Here is a 16,246-nt window from a genome sequence, read left to right as displayed (position 1 = left end):
CTGAAAGCTGAGTACTGAGCGCTGACAACTGAATACAGAACATCGACAACTTAAAAAAATGAATACAAATTCAGAAAAACACCGGCTGGTGCCGGCAGGGATCATTTTCCCCTTTATCCTTCTCACTTCTCTCTTTTTTATCTGGGCGGTACCCAACAACATGACCGATACCATGCTGGCGGCATTCAAGCGCATCATGAGCCTCTCAGATACACGCACTGCCTGGATACAGGTTGTCTGCTACTTATTGGGTTACGGCTGTTTTGCACTGCCCGGCGCCATCTTCATCAAAAAGCATACCTATAAATCGGGTGTCCTCCTCGGGTTAGGGTTATGCATTACGGGTACCTTCCTGTTTTATCCGGCGTTGCTGGCCAACGGAATCAGTTCACCCCTTAGCTTCGCGACCTATCTGTTCGCGATCTTCGTGTTGTTTGCCGGCCTCTCGGTCCTTGAGACTTCGGCAAATGCCTATGTTTACTCACTGGGTGATCCGGTTACCGCTACACGGCGACTCAATTTCTCTCAGTCGTTTAACCCTTTTGGTGCACTCACCGGTGTGCTGGTAAGCCAGATTTTCGTACTGTCGCAGTTAAATACAATGACTGCAGCCGAAAGAGATGCCCTGAGCGGACCGGAACTTGTTGCCATACAGAATGGGGAGCTGAATGCCGTGACTACGGCTTATTTGATCCTGGGCGTAGTGATGCTGGTGCTTTTTCTGTTGATCTACTTTACTTCGATGCCCAAAGCACAGGACGAAGATAAAAGCCTGGATCTGAAAGCAACCTGGGCACGTTTAAAAAAGAACAAAAACTATGTGTGGGGAGTGATTGCTCAATTTTTTTATGTCGGTGCCCAGATAGCTGTATGGTCGTTTATCATTCGTTACGCCATGCAACAGCTCAATTTCGATGGCGTGATTGCAGGCCTGGGTGCTAACCCTTCACAGGATGCCATCATTGGGGCATTGCGCGTGGTGGAGCCCATTGCGGGGGGATTCTATGCATTCACCGAAGCCATTGGCCTGGATGTTCTGCTGCCACGTACGGCTGAGCAGGCCGGTGCCACCTATTACATCATGTCGTTATTATTGTTCGTTATCGGTCGTTTTGTTTGTACCTGGCTGATGAAATATATCCGTCCGGTCAATCTCTTATCTGCACTCTCTCTTTTGTCTGTGGTTTTGTCGCTGATCGCCATTTACGGACAGGGTTTTTGGGGGGTTTACGCACTGATGGGAATATCGGGATGTATGTCGCTGATGTTTCCGACCATCTACGGATTGGGAATGAGGGGGCTGGGTGAAGATACCAAGATTGCCGGATCAGGCATGGTGATGGCGATCGCCGGAGCAGCACTGCTGACTCAGATTCAGGGAATCCTCTCCGATCAGGCTGGAAGTATTAATTTTGCTTACTGGGTGCCGGCTATCGCGTTTTTAATAATTGCTTTTTACAGTTTAACGGTTGCCCGCAGTAAGAAGCTGGGTAATGGGAAATAAATGAATATGAATCAATATATTGTAGGGATAGACTATGGCACGGATTCCTGCCGGGCACTCGTCGTTAACAGCACGACAGGGAAAGAAGAGACATCACATACTGCTTTTTATCCACGCTGGAGAGAGGGTTTATATTGTACCCCCGCACAAAACCGCTACCGCCAGCATCCACAGGATTATATCGATTCACTGGAAGAGGCAGTTCATGGTGTTTTGAGGCAGATGAAGCCCGCAGAGATTAACAACATCGTCGCACTGGGTATCGATACCACCGGGAGTACACCCTGTCTGACCGATCGGAACGGTACCCCCCTGGCGCTGTTGCCCGGGTATGAAGAGGATCCCGACGCCATGTTCGTGCTATGGAAAGACCCTACCGCAGTCAACGAGGCGGATGAGATCAACAGACTGGCCCATGAGTGGGAAACCGACTATACCGCACGCTCCGGAGGAATCTACTCCTCCGAATGGTTCTGGTCAAAGGCACTCCATATCCTGCAGCAGAACGAACGCATCCGGCGCGATGCCCGGGGACTGATCGAACATTGCGACTGGATGCCGGCATTGCTGACCGGCAACCTCTTGCCTGAGAAGGTGAAGAGAAGCCGCTGTGCCGCCGGGCACAAAGGGATGTGGGCGGAGGAATGGGGCGGTTACCCCTCCTCGGTATTCCTTTCCAGGCTCGACCCCCTGCTGGGCGAATTCAGGGCGCATTTAAGCGACGAAACCCATACCGGCGGCACTCCGGTCGGGACCCTTACCGAAGAGTGGTCAGAGCGGTTTGGATTCCCCCGCAGCGTGGTGGTCTCCGCCGGCATCCTCGATGCACATGTCGGGGCCATGGGTGCCGGCATCCGTGCAAACTGCATGATAAAGATCATCGGGACCTCCACCTGTGACATCGTGGTCACCCCGAAACAGGATATCGGTGACAAGCTGATCCCGGGCATCAGCGGTCAAGTGGATGGCTCCGTGATTCCCGGGCTGATCGGACTGGAAGCGGGACAATCGGCTTTCGGCGACATTTATGCCTGGTTCAGGGATATACTTTCCTGGACTGCAAATACCATTCCGAAGAAAGAGAGGGTCGCATTGACCAGTAACCTTCTGCAGCGGCTTACTGTAGAAGCAGAAAATTTACCGTTCACGGAAACAGACCCGATTGCCAATGACTGGCTGAATGGCCGTCACTCTCCTTTTGCCGATCAGACACTGAAAGGGGGCATCATGGGGATCACCCTGGAAACCACGCCGGCGCAACTCTTCAAGAGCCTGGTGGAGGCTACTGCCTTCGGATCGCGGGCCATCCTGGAGCATCTCGCAAAGGAGGGCGTACGGGTGGAAGAGGTGATCGGTGTGGGGGGCATTTCTCTGAAGTCGCCCTACGTGATGCAGACCCTGTCCGATGTGATGGGAGTGCCCATCAAAGTGGCTGCTACACAACAGGCCGGCGCATTGGGTGCGGCCATGCTCGCCGCGGTCGCCACGGGTCTGTTTGACTCGCTGCAGTCGGCTACCGACCGGATGGAACAGGGCAACCTGACGACGTATACTCCGCGACAGGAGGTTAGTCTGCTCTACAAGGCTCGTTACGAACGTTACCAGTCGCTGGCTCATTTTTTGAGCACAAAGCAATCATTTTTACAAAACCAGCAATGAAGAAGACAATTCAACTTTCTTTAATCGCGCTTGTCTTTCTGATGTTTTCCTGTCATCAGAAGCTGGCGGAGCATGATTCGGTAAGTAAATACAGTGAGAAATACCGCCCCCAGATTCATTTTTCACCTGAGAAAGGATGGATGAATGATCCGAACGGATTGGTATACCACGATGGAGAGTATCACCTCTTTTATCAGCATCATCCTTACTCCTCCGTATGGGGACCGATGCACTGGGGGCATGCCGTCAGCAGCGACCTGATCCACTGGAAACATCTCCCCATTGCTCTCTATCCCGACAGTCTGGGTTACATTTTCTCAGGGAGTGCCGTCTCAGACAGCAAGAACCGCTCGGGACTGGGGACAGCGGACAATCCCCCGCTGATTGCCTTTTTTACCTATCATGATCCTGTAGCACAAGATGAGAGGCGTGAGTTTAAGGTACAGCAACAGGCTATCGCCTATAGTACCGACAATGGGAGAAGCTGGACCAAATATGACAATAACCCGGTGGTGAAGAATCCCGGTATTCGCGATTTCCGTGATCCGAAAGTAGTGTGGCACCCCGGTTCGGAAAGGTGGATCATGTGTGTGGCTGCCTGGCAGACCATCCGTTTTTACAGTTCTGCCAATCTCCTGGACTGGACCTTTGAAAGTGAGTTCGGGGAAGGGGGTGAAAGTAAGAAGGGTGTATGGGAATGTCCGGATCTTTTCCCCCTGAAGATAAACGATCGCGGCGAAACGAAATAGGTATTGATTGTCAGTATCAATCCCGGCAATCCAGCCGGTGGTACAGGTACTCAGTACTTCGTAGGCGATTTTGACGGTACTCATTTTACCATAATCCAGAGAGAACCCCTCTGGCTGGATTACGGTAAAGACAATTATGCAGGTGTTACCTGGAATAACATGCCAGACGGGAGACGCGTCCTGATTGGCTGGATGAACAACTGGGAGTATGCCGGTGAACAACCCACTCTGCACTGGAGCGGGTCGGCTACTCTACCCCGCGAGTTGGGTCTCAGAAAGGTAAGAGACAACTACCTGCTTACTTCCAGACCGGTCGCTGAACTTCGCAAATTATACGGCAAATCAAATAAGATTAGAAAATTAAAGGTCAACGGATCAAGTCGTATTTTCGAGGGGAAGATGTTTGTAGGCTCTCCTGTTGAGATTGAGCTCACTTTTGATGTCTCAGAGATGACCCGGATGGATTTTCCCGGGAAGTTTGGTCTCAGGTTAAGCAACCAACTGGGGGAATATTACACGATAGGATATGACAATATTGTAAAATATTACTATGCAGACAGGACGCATGCAACATCTGAAGATTTCTCGCCTCTCTTCTCATCAATGCAGTATGCACCCTATCTGATCGAATCAGAGAGAGTGACCTGGAGGATCATCCTCGACTGGTCATCGGTAGAATGGTTTGCTTCCGACGGTGACGTGGTGATCACCAACCTTGTGTATCCTACAGAACATTTCGACACGCTGGAATTGTTTACTGAAGATGGATTGATCGATGTAGTGGAAGCAAAAATCACCCAACTTGAATCCATCTGGTAGATCAACTGAAAAAATGTCTAATTTTTAAGATTCTCGGCAAAATAGTGATTGTGTCCTGCCGGTTTTTTATAACTTGCCTGGCAATTAAGCAACATAAACTGATGTAAAGATGAGCCCAGTCTAAAAAGGTCAGAGACAAAAAATAGAATTTTCAGGCTAACATTAACCACTTTAAAGACCAAATGATTAATGTTCTATAATTCAGTTGATTGTAAAATTTTTTATTGGCTTATTAAGTTATTTCAAATCAATGATTTAAACATTTTACGTTAGACATAAATATTTAATAATTAAGATAATAAACTGTATATTTGTTTCGAAAAAGTAAAATACGACATGTTTAAAGCAAGTAATCAACCAAAATTATTTAGTTTTGAAAACGAGATTAGCTCAAAGATTGGCAAAACACAGGTATGCTCTAAAGAGGAGTGGTTCTATAATTTGATACTTCGCAATATAAACGAGATGGATTTCAGGGAGCTCTATTCAGGCAAGTCCAGTTGGCCGAACTCTCCGGTTAACATCTTGGTTCCTGTGTTTATTTTAAAAGAACTCAAGGGGGATTAGTTATGACGATCTGATGGAAAGTGTAATGTTTGATTTGCGATATAAAACCCATGGGTCTTATTACAACCATTGGTGAAGTCACTTTCTCAAGAGCCACACGTTTCAATTTTCAAAACAGGGTACTGGATTATCAGCTGCAAACAGGTATCAATCTAATAGAAGCAGGTTTTTAACAAACTATCTGCCAGTCAAATAAAAAAAGTGGTTTTGGCAAAAGCTCCCAGGAATACAAACTTTAAATTAAGGATGTTTTTATACCGAACTCATTTATTTAAGAACCTTCTTAAGGTACCTTTCATACACCTCATGATTCCGGATCACCAGCTTCTCAGTTTCAAGATAGGCCGTTTCCTCATCATTGACCTCCACCGCTGCAAGAATTTTCTTCTGGGCGTCCATCGTATATTCTTTTTCCCCTTCAACGTTGGCATAAATAAAATTTCTCATCCTGGGCAAAAGCGAATAAATAGGTTCCATACTGATGATAACGATGGGATTGCCGGTGGCCTTGGCCAGATTCATGTGAAAACGGTTGATGGTATCCACTTCCTGCTGTGTATTATCAGGATCACAACGTTCGAGGTCGGAGATGTTTTCAAACAAAATTTTCAAATCTTCGTCAGTGCGGTTACGCGCAGCCAGACGGGATATTTCGGGTTCAAAAATGCGGCGAAATTCAATGATCTGAGAGATAAGATTGGAATCAAAACTCAAATCATAATAAAGATTCAAAGACTTAATAGCATCCTCTATCTTTATCTCAGAAACATACATACCACTGCCTTTCTTGATTTCAATAAGACCCCGGGCACTGAGGCGTCGAAGTGCTTCCCTGAGTGCTGTACGACTTACGCCAAAAAGTTCACAAAGCTCTTTTTCGGAAGGAAGTTTGGTCCCCTGCAACAATTTTTTCTGCCGGATAGCCTCCTCTATCTTTCTTTCGATTTTCTGACTCAACGTCTGAGTCGTCCCTATTTTAGTAAATATTTCGTCCATTTACCCGTTTTAAATATCTAAACAATACAATACAAAGATAGACTTTTTCTTCCTTTTTGGAAGATTTCAGTAAAAACTTTTAATTTTGAAACATATCATACATCTTAAAATAATACAACAAAAAGATTTAATGCCAATGTTTCACAGGAAATTTAAACAACGCATTATTAAACAATTACAAATAAAAAATAAGTGATTATGACAAGATCAGTTAATTTCCCGGAACAATCAATAGAAAAACTTCCACTTCACCTGGTGGATAACAAGGAAGAAGGCGCCCGACAAATTGCCTCTATTATAGCCGATGTCATTAAAAACAAAGAGGCACAAGGTAAAAAGGCAGTTCTCGGGCTGGCAACAGGTTCCTCTCCCGTCTCCGTCTATAACGAATTAATCCGGATGCATAAAGAGGAAGGGCTGAGTTTTAAAAATGTGATAACCTTCAATTTGGATGAGTATTATCCGATGAATCCCGAAAACAAACAGAGCTACGTCAGGTTTATGCACGAAAAATTGTTCGATCACATCGACATCCCCAAAGAGAATATTCATATTCCTGACGGAACAGTCGATATAAGAAAAATGGAATCTTATTGTGCCGAATACGAAGAAAAAATCAAATCGTCCGGAGGCATCGACTTTCAACTATTGGGCATTGGACGGTCGGGTCATATAGGGTTCAACGAACCGGGTTCAGCCATCAATTCAACCACCCGTCTGGTCAAACTCGACCCGGTCACCATTGCCGACGCAGCAAAAGATTTTGGAAATGAAGAGTCTGTCCCCACTAAAGCTATCACAATGGGGATTAACACCATTCTGAGTGCCAAGAGAATTGTTCTGGTTGCCTGGGGAAAAAACAAATCCATTGTCCTGAAAAAAATGCTTGAAGAGCCCCTCTCCTCGCAAATACCAGCTTCATACCTGCAGCTTCATGACGACGTAACCATTTATGCCGATAAAGATGCAACGTCGGAACTCTCACGAACGAAGGCCCCCTGGCTTTACGGGATGGTAAACTGGACACCGAAAATGATAAAGAGAGCCGTAATCTGGCTCAGTTTAAGAGTTGAAAAGCCTATATTGAAACTGACAGACGACGATTATAAAGCTGAAGGACTTGCCGACCTTCTGGCTTTTTACGGAAAGGCTTATGATCTTAACATCAAGGTATTCGGTGAAATTCGTAACACCATCACCGGCTGGCCGGGCGGAAAACCCGGAGCCTTCGAAAAAACAAGACCCGAACGTCCCGAGCCTCCGGTTAAAAGATCACTCATCTTCAGTCCACACCCCGACGATGATGTAATTTCCATGGGAGGAACGTTGCTCAGACTGGTAGACCAGGGACACGATGTTCATGTTGCCTATCAAACATCGGGTAATATTGCCGTATCCGACGATGACGCCTTGCGTTTTTCGACATTTTCCGTCGATCTGCTGAAAAGCAACAATGCCGAAAACAAGACGATAGAACAAGAACACAAAAACCTTATAGAATTTCTGAAAAAGAAAAACCCCGGTGACATTGACACACCCTATGTCAAAAACATCAAGCGTCTTATCCGGCAGGGAGAGGCCCAGGCAGCCTGCCGCTATTGCAGGGTGAAAGATGAAAACGTGCATTTTCTCTATCTGCCCTTCTACGAAACAGGGCTTGCTGAAAAAAAACCCATGTCGGACATCGACATCAACATTGTTGTTGAACTGTTGCGAAAAGTAAAACCGCACCAGATTTTCGCTGCCGGCGACCTTCAGGACCCCCATGGAACACACGAGATATGTCTTCAGATCATCCTTGCAGCCATCAGGAAAATTAAAGCCGAGAGTGACGAGTGGCTAAGAGACTGCTATCTATGGCTCTACCGGGGTGCCTGGCAGGAATGGGATGTGGAAGATATTGAAATGGCAGTGCCCATCAGTCCTGACGAGTTGATGAGAAAACGTAAAGCCATATTCAAACATCAGTCGCAAAAAGATTCTCCGGTTTTCCCGGGAAAAGACAGCCGAGAATTCTGGCAAAGAGCTGAAGACCGAAACAGAACAACTGCAAAACTTTACGATAAGCTGGGGCTGACCGAATACGAGGCCATCGAAGCCTTCGTTCGTTACCCATTCGATGACGAGGAATCATTCCTGAAGTAAAACGCTTTCGGAAATGGGTTTGTTTATGCGTAACAATCTTCGTGTTGCTGAAGATATAAGCGTTTTAGCTCCGACAACCGCGTGAAGACTCAGGAACATACATAAAAATTTTGCCAGGGCACGACCCTTTGGGGAACCCGGGGCGTTTAAACACGGATAAAATGGGGCGGGGTTGGTTTTCAAAACTAACGAAAACCAACCCCGCCCCATCCTGTTTTATAAAAGTATTCGTCACCCTTCTTTTGTAAAAAATTGTATACATTTTAGGGTGAAATATGTTTACACAGAAGTGGACAAATAATCACACATCGACTCAAATATCATCTATCCCCACATTCTTCAATAATTCTGATTTTTGTTCAGATTTTAAATATCTTTTACATTTTACACCTCCATCCACCTCTTAAAATCATTAATCCACCCCGGCAAGACCTCGCTGGTGTAATTTAGCATTAGAAATTTTGACCCGGATTGTGCGTTTTTCGCACACTGCCTGTCCCGATAATTCGGGGATTATTTGGAGACGAGAATATGTATAAATTCTCGCATGGAGTTAAGGGAGCTATTTATGTTTTTATGAATAGAGTAAGCCCAAATCTACAAGACTAACGACTAAAACGCTAAAAAGAATGCATTCAATTAAAATTAAATTAAAATTATGGAAACAAGTAAAATAATGAAGAGCGCTTTGTGCGCAGCAATTTTGGCAGTATTTGCCTTGGTTGGGTGCGAGGAGTTGGATACTTATTCAATTGATGCGCCTCCTGACCTTCAAAACAGGATCGACTCCATTGCAGCAGCGAAAGCAGCTATGGATACAGGTGACACAACTTACATCGACATCGCTACAAGGATTGTCGGGCCTGAAGATAACAGTGCCGCATGGTGGACTGAATTCTCTGATTACTTCACCATTCCTTCAAACAAGCTGTTACATTTAGAATTTATAAACTACGGTTCCGGCGAAAACAACTGGAATAACTGGAATCTTGCCGTCGCCAACGTAGCAGATCGGGATGCCGACAACTATGCAGAATATTTTGTCCTGCGCTCTGACGCTTACGGCTGGGGGAACGAAGATTTCGACCTGAGCATGGTCTCCCATAACTATCCCGACCTCGACGAGGATGGCGATATCTGGAACGACTTCCGCACCACGATGCAGGGTGCACATGTTACTTTGGAAATCGACCACTCTCCTACCGGAAATGTATTCGTAACTGCCACTGCTGTTGGAACAAACGATGTAGAATTGGTTATGACATATCAGCAACCGGTCTCTGCAACAGAAGATATAGTGGCTTTTCTGATTTGCGACGCCAGCCATTTCGAAATGCAAAAGGCGTACCTTATACCGTCTAAAGTCACTAAAGTAGAAGATGTTGAACCAACATCAATCACTGTCGAAGGAACGCCTGACTTTGTTGAATTAGGCAACGAAGATTTCTGGGGTGATGCAACAGCAACCGTTACATTTGCTGACGGATCGTCGGAGCAGGTCGACACTGCAGACTTATCATTCTCAGTTATTCCTGATATGACAACACTCGGAGAAAAGACAGTTATTGTATCTTATAATAAAACCAAACAGGGTGAATACACGGATGCTGTATCAACTTATTACACGCTGGAAGTAACGAACTCTGTTTCAAGCATAGAAGTGACTACCTTGCCCGACATAACCACCTACTATTATTACAGCAGCGACTCAATCATATTCAACCCAAAAGGCATGGTTGTAACAGCTACGTATGCCGACGAAACAACCGGTATCTTAGCAAACCAATCTCTTCAATTCAGCAAGATTCCGGCTGCCGAAGGTACTCAGAATGTTGTCATTTCTTATGTTGGCACAACGAGCACAGTAACAACGACTGTCCCACTAACTCTTGTTCAAGGTACAGGCCAGGTAGGTGCTACTGACTTTTCGACCGCATGGTGGACGGAATTCTCGGAGGACTATGCTGTTCCATCTGGTGAAAGTAAAATACTCACAATGTACTGCTACTCCAAGAATGTTGAAAATTACCAAAGCCCCAGTACAATCCTTCGCAGGGCTGATATGACTGAATATGCTGTAGTTCGCATGGACAACTTCGGATGGGGTGACGGCTATGGTACAGCCACTGCCACAAGTGACTGGAATTGGGATACATTCGCATCAAACATAAGTGGCTCTAAGATAATCATCACAGTGACCAACAATGGTGACGATACTGCGGATGTATATTACGACGTTACTTACGCCACCGGTGAAACCCATTTCCAAAGTTATGAAGGGATAACAGTTGACAGTTCTGATTTGAATTTTGCGCTCGTAATAGAGGGAGCTTATATAGTATTTGTTGAATAATTATCAGGATAAAAAATATTTAATCCATCGAACTCGTCGCGATTACACGGGACGAGTTCCATCAGAACAATAACTTAATTAAATTTATACCAATGAAATATCTATATTTAATCCTGTTGGTACTACTGGCCCTCGAGCCTGCATCTTATGCAGAAAGCACCGGTAATAGCAGCCAGATACCAATGACTCAGACAGACAACATAACAGTACAAGGGAAAGTCATTGACGAAAACGGGGAAACGCTACCGGGCGCAACCGTACAACAAAGTGGCACAACCAATGGTACCATTACCGACATTGATGGTAACTTCTCTTTGTCTGTTCCTTCGGATGCCACGCTTGTAATATCCTTTGTGGGATATAAAAGTACTGAAGTAAGTGTTGAAGGTAAAACCGATCTCGGCACCATCACACTGGTTTCGGATATAAGAGAACTCGACCAGGTAGTGGTAGTCGGCTACGGTACACAACGCAAAGTTGACCTTACAGGTTCAGTTACCGTCGTCGATACTGAAGAGATGAAAAAAGTATCACACTCAAACATCTCAACAATGCTACAGGGAAAAGCAGCCGGTGTCCGGATTACAACCGACGGGCAACCGGGAGCCGACCCTATTGTACGCATTCGTGGTATAGGTTCGTTTGGTAGTACAGACCCTCTCTACGTTGTTGATGGTGTACCAATGGGTACATCCATTCGCGACTTCTCGCCAAACGATATCGAAACCCTTCAGATACTAAAGGATGCTTCTGCGGCCGCAATCTACGGATCACGTGCTGCCAACGGTGTGGTGATCATCACAACGAAGCAAGGTAAAAAAGATCAACCTCTAAAAATAGACTATAAAGGCTATGTCGGAATAGACCAGGTGCAGGAAGGTGTTTACGATGTTATGAATTCTGAACAATATGGTGAATACATAACTATGGCATACAATAACAGTGGCATGGATGTTCCTGCCGGATACGATCCCAATAACGAAAAATATATTGATCCCAATGTAGTTAACACAGATTGGCAGGACGAAGCCTTCAAAACCGGAATTCGTCAGAATCACAATATCAACTTCTCGGGAGGCGGCGCCAACAATACATATAACTTTGCACTTGATTACTATAGCCAGGAAGGGACAATCGAAGGTGCAGGCCCTAACTTCAAACGTTACACTGCCCGTGCCAACAATACCATGAGCGTTCAATTTATCGAAATAAAGACAAACTTAGTGTATAGCCACAGCGATCAGGACAATATGGCGCTCAGCAACGCCAACGAGTACGTACAGGGGCTATATGGTGCACAATATCCTGTTATGGCTTCGGCTCTCATTACACCTCCGACCATAAAGGCTTATGATGAGTCGACATGGGTGCTCGATGATAAAATTCCAGCTGCATCTGAATACCACTATGATTCTTATGGTTATGGCACCTATTATGATGATGTTCATGGCGACTTGCGTGTGACAAACGTTCTGCTCACTAATAATTTATTAGAAAGAAACACAAAGGTCAACCGCTTTGTTGGCTCAGGGTCTGCAAACATCGATCTCATAAAGATGGTTGGGCAAGAGAGTAACAATCACAAACTGAATTATAATCTTAACTTGTCGTACAGTAAAACCACGGCGAAGGATTTTACATTCGTTCCCGCATTTATACAGAGTACCACAAACTATTTAGCAAAGAGCAATGAAAACCTGACCCAGGGCTATCGTAACTATACCGATGGACTTATAGAAAACACTCTGACATACGACGGTAAACTGGGACGCCATCACATTAATACGCTTGTTGGTCAAACATTTCAGCGCGAAACCTATCACACGCTCACCGGCACAGGTATAACTCTGCCGGAGCCATACTTTCTGCAAGTAAACAATGCAGAGGAGACTTCATCATCAACGTATGAAAGCGAGCACGTATTGGCATCGTATATCGGTCGTATCAACTATAACTTCGACGAGAAATACCTTCTTTCGGCAACAGTACGTCGTGACGGTTCAAGCCGTCTTTCTTCAGACGACCGATGGGATTTCTTCCCATCTGTATCGGCAGGTTGGCGTATAGATCGTGAAAACTTCTTCCCGGTACCCAATTCAACGATCAGTCTGTTAAAGATTCGTGGTAGTTATGGAGAACTTGGTAATGAAAACATAGGCGAATACCAATACATGGATGTTATGGCGAGAGGGAATTACACATATAGTTTTGGAAATAACAAGGTTACAGGTTCCGCGATATCAAACTATGTAAATACAGCCATCAGGTGGGAAAAGAAAAAGACGACTGACGTTGGCCTTGACCTCGCCATGTTCAACAATCGGTTGGAATTTACTTTCGACTGGTATAAGTCAACATCAGAAGACCTTCTATACAGCGTAGCAGTTCCGGCCAGTGCAGGTTCTACCAACACAACGGTAACAATGAACGCAGCAACAATGGAAAACTCAGGTCTCGAATTCCTGCTTTCATATCGGAACCGTCAACACGCTGTTAAATATGACATTTCTGCAAACTTTTCTACCCTCAACAATGAGGTAACAAAGTTAGGTGTTTCGGGCGAACCCCGGACCGATGGCTACTCTCGCACAGAGGTAGGTCGTGAAGTTGGAGAATTCTATGGCTACGTTTACGATGGCATATTCCAGTCGCAGGAAGAAATCGACACCCGCGTCAATGTCGAAGGTGAATATATTAATCAACCAGGCGCTCAACCGGGTGATGTTGCCTATGCCGACCTCAACAACGATGGTGAAATTACCGACGCAGACCGAACATTCCTGGGGAGCGGCATACCAAACGTTAATTTCGGACTGAATGCGCGTGTAGAATGGAATGGTTTTGACTTAAGCATATCCACATTTGGCGCAGCAGGTTTCAAAGCTGTCGATTTTGTTGACGTAACACTGCACAACTCTTATGGTTCACTTAATAAGAGCGTTGATATGTTGAATGCCTGGACACCGGAAAACACAAACACAAATGTGCCCCGCGTTGCATACAAATCGACAGGTTCAATCACCAACGATATGTTCAGCGAACGTTTCATTCAGGATGCATCATATCTGAAAATTGCCAACATTGAGTTGGGCTATAACCTCCCTGACAGGTGGTTTGGTGGCTATGTTCACGGAGTACGCGTATACGCTTCAGGTCAAAATCTGGCTACATTGTCCGATTACAGGGGTTACAATGTAGACTTCGCCGGAGGCACATTCACTCCCGGTTATAACTATGCATCGTATCCAACACCACGAACTGTAATGTTTGGAGTAAACATGTCATTCTAAAACAATCAAAAATAAGATTAACATGAAAAATTTAAATATATTCCTTATAATATTGGCGCTTATTGGAAGCCTGACAGCATGCGAGGACGAGCTCGATGTTGTAAACCCGAACAATCAGACCACATACGATTTTGGCGATTCGGAATCAGAACTTGAGGAAGCCATCATCGCGTGCTACAACCGAATACGCCTTGAAGGTACATTTGCCCGTGTTGGCTACACTTTAGATGCTGTCCGTGCTGACGAAGTATGGAACTCTTCCCAACAATGGTATTTGGAATACGATAACCTCAATTCTCCGGGTACCATCGAAATAGGTGACTTGTGGCCATGGCGCGACCTGTATCATGTAGTAAACCGAACAAATTTTGTATTGTCAAAAGTGGACGGTGTTAATATGTCGGAAGAATCTTATAACCAGATAGCAGGACAGGCCCTCTTTCTCAGGGCTCTGGCATATTATCATCTGGCTACATATTACCAGACTGTGCCATTGATTACAGACTATGCAGCTTACTCTGACATCAACACAATGTATGCCTCCAACAATACTCAGGACGAGGTGTTCGACCAAATAGAAACTGACCTCTCGAAAGCTATGCAAATGCTTCCTTCACGTGATGAAGGCGGCGAATGGGCTCAGGGGCGTGCTACATGCGGTGCTGCTGCCGGATATATGGCCCGTGCGCTTATGTTCCGTCATAAATATGAAGAAGCGTACACCATACTGAAAGACATCATCGCCGGTAAGTACGGACATTATGAATTGATGGACGACTATGGTGACAACTTCAGAGAAGATACGGAAAACAACGCTGAAAGCCTCTTCGAAGTCCAGTTTATGGACTATGGTACCGGTGGCACCGACGAAGAGTGGACTCCGGTAAACATAAGCCCGGAAGCAACTCAGGGACATGCTATAGAAAGCAATTACGCATCTCAGCAATTGGGTAGCTGGGGTGACCTGGCCGGATCAGTTTGGTTGTATAACCTGTTTAAAAAAGAGACCTCCACAGATGGCCGTCTGGATCCTCGTTTATACTGGACCCTTGTAACCTACGAGGAGGAGTATAACACTTATACCGACCAAAATACTGCAGCATATCCCAACGGGGATCCGCGTAACAACATTGTTTATCAACAAGAGATAACTGAAACACCCCTGTCAAACAGTTCACAGGGAGGCATCTCAATAGCTAAATGGACCAACGCAAGAACCAACCTTTACAAGTCAATAACGAACGGATTGCATTGTGGAATTAACCTGCGCCTCATGCGTTATAGCGACGTTTTACTGCGTGCAGCAGAATGCGAAAATGAAATCAATGGCCCCAACCAAACGGCAATTGATTACATTAATCAGGTACGTCGTCGTGTTGCTTTACCGGACCTTGAGCTTGAGGACTTCCCTACTGCTGATCATCTTTTTGAGCAAATAGCAAACGTTGAACGTCCGAAAGAATTCGGTTGCGAAAACGGACGTGGTATCGACTTAATCCGCTGGGGTTTCTTCTACGATGAAGGTCGTATGAACCAGTTGATTAAACATGGTTATTATAAGTTAGCTCCAAAAAACGAAGAGGACGAAATTATCGTTAACACTGAGGAGCTTACCGCCGAAACCGCCAGCGCTTCATCGTTTCAATACTATTATAAGGGACATGAATATCTCCCAATATATCAGTCTACTCTTAATGCCAATCCAAATCTTGAGGGTAATTCGGCCAACAAGAATGAAGATAACGGACCAGCTTTCAGAGAAGAATGGAATATTCATCCTGTTGTAGAGTTGGAATAACCATTATTCGTTTATATTAGAGATTCCTTATCGACTTTAGAAAATAATAGTGAGTGCAGTATAAAAAGCCTTCAAACTGCTGATTTTTAACATTTTTACCCCTGACCCCTAAAGGGGAACTGCTAAAAATCAGCAGTTTGAAAAAGTCCCCTTTAGGGGATTTAGGGGTCAAAAAGCTTTTTAGACTGCACTCAATAGTCGATAAGGAAGTCTTTTAAACCCACTAACGCGACTCTCTTTGCAGGGCAAAACGGCAATAGCCGGGTGGTAATCCTGAATTATTAATATGAACAACTTTTCCTGTTAATCAAAATGAGGATCAAAAATCCACACTAACAACATCACTAACTTTAATAAATAAAACAC

Annotated in this window: 10 protein-coding genes and 1 pseudogene; 9 read left to right on the top strand and 2 right to left on the bottom strand. The window is 45.1% G+C overall.

Annotation, left to right across the window (positions count from 1 at the left end; all coding sequences use genetic code 11):
• Positions 1 to 58 precede the first annotated feature (58 nt).
• The 5 genes and pseudogenes from fucP (at position 59) to ATH1_RS22455 (ending at position 5,471) form a co-directional block, all read left to right on the top strand.
• Positions 59 to 1,504 carry an L-fucose:H+ symporter permease gene (fucP, locus tag ATH1_RS0108835; RefSeq protein ID WP_010420350.1) on the top strand — a complete coding sequence of 482 codons (1,446 nt, stop codon included), beginning with the start codon at positions 59 to 61 and terminating at the stop codon, positions 1,502 to 1,504.
• Positions 1,505 to 1,510: 6 nt separating this feature from the next.
• The gene (locus ATH1_RS0108830) at positions 1,511 to 3,163 is read left to right on the top strand and encodes a ribulokinase (RefSeq protein ID WP_245531754.1); all 1,653 of its coding nucleotides are present in this window, start codon (positions 1,511 to 1,513) and stop codon (positions 3,161 to 3,163) included.
• A pseudogene (locus ATH1_RS22215) lies at positions 3,160 to 4,197 on the top strand (glycoside hydrolase family 32 protein); the annotation flags it as partial. The gene ATH1_RS0108830 and the pseudogene ATH1_RS22215, both read left to right, overlap by 4 nt.
• Positions 4,177 to 4,731 (top strand): GH32 C-terminal domain-containing protein, encoded by a 555-nt coding sequence (locus ATH1_RS22210; protein ID WP_245531756.1) that lies wholly within the window; start codon positions 4,177 to 4,179, stop codon positions 4,729 to 4,731. The pseudogene ATH1_RS22215 and the gene ATH1_RS22210, both read left to right, overlap by 21 nt.
• A 617-nt stretch (positions 4,732 to 5,348) precedes the next feature.
• Positions 5,349 to 5,471 carry a hypothetical protein gene (locus ATH1_RS22455; protein ID WP_010420340.1) on the top strand — a complete coding sequence of 41 codons (123 nt, stop codon included), beginning with the start codon at positions 5,349 to 5,351 and terminating at the stop codon, positions 5,469 to 5,471.
• Between the two features lie 94 nt (positions 5,472 to 5,565).
• On the opposite strand, the gene ATH1_RS0108810 is transcribed toward ATH1_RS22455, so the two are convergent.
• Positions 5,566 to 6,294, bottom strand: a complete 729-nt coding sequence (locus ATH1_RS0108810) for a FadR/GntR family transcriptional regulator (protein ID WP_010420335.1) — start codon at positions 6,292 to 6,294, stop codon at positions 5,566 to 5,568.
• Between the two features lie 198 nt (positions 6,295 to 6,492).
• On the opposite strand from ATH1_RS0108810, the gene nagB reads away from it, so the two are divergent.
• From nagB to ATH1_RS0108785, 4 genes are all read left to right on the top strand, one after another.
• On the top strand, positions 6,493 to 8,439 hold the full coding sequence (nagB, locus tag ATH1_RS0108805; RefSeq protein ID WP_010420334.1) for a glucosamine-6-phosphate deaminase: 1,947 nt from the start codon (positions 6,493 to 6,495) through the stop codon (positions 8,437 to 8,439).
• Positions 8,440 to 9,097: 658 nt separating this feature from the next.
• Positions 9,098 to 10,792: a hypothetical protein gene (locus ATH1_RS0108795; RefSeq protein WP_010420333.1), complete on the top strand. Its 1,695-nt coding sequence runs from the start codon at positions 9,098 to 9,100 to the stop codon at positions 10,790 to 10,792.
• Between the two features lie 92 nt (positions 10,793 to 10,884).
• Positions 10,885 to 14,082, top strand: a complete 3,198-nt coding sequence (locus tag ATH1_RS0108790; RefSeq protein ID WP_010420332.1) for a SusC/RagA family TonB-linked outer membrane protein — start codon at positions 10,885 to 10,887, stop codon at positions 14,080 to 14,082.
• Between the two features lie 22 nt (positions 14,083 to 14,104).
• On the top strand, positions 14,105 to 15,880 hold the full coding sequence (locus tag ATH1_RS0108785) for a RagB/SusD family nutrient uptake outer membrane protein (RefSeq protein WP_010420330.1): 1,776 nt from the start codon (positions 14,105 to 14,107) through the stop codon (positions 15,878 to 15,880).
• A gap of 16 nt (positions 15,881 to 15,896) precedes the next feature.
• Here the strand turns inward: ATH1_RS0108785 and ATH1_RS22595 are convergent, their stop codons facing one another.
• A complete protein-coding gene (locus tag ATH1_RS22595) occupies positions 15,897 to 16,076 on the bottom strand; it encodes a hypothetical protein (RefSeq protein WP_081467435.1) in 180 nt (59 codons plus the stop codon).
• Positions 16,077 to 16,246: the final 170 nt, after the last annotated feature.

Origin of the sequence: Anaerophaga thermohalophila DSM 12881, assembly GCF_000191885.1 — a bacterium.
GTDB classification, from domain to species: Bacteria; Bacteroidota; Bacteroidia; order Bacteroidales; family Marinilabiliaceae; genus Anaerophaga; species Anaerophaga thermohalophila.
Note: the sequence above shows the minus strand (reverse complement) of the source record. Positions and strands in the feature narration are given on the sequence as shown.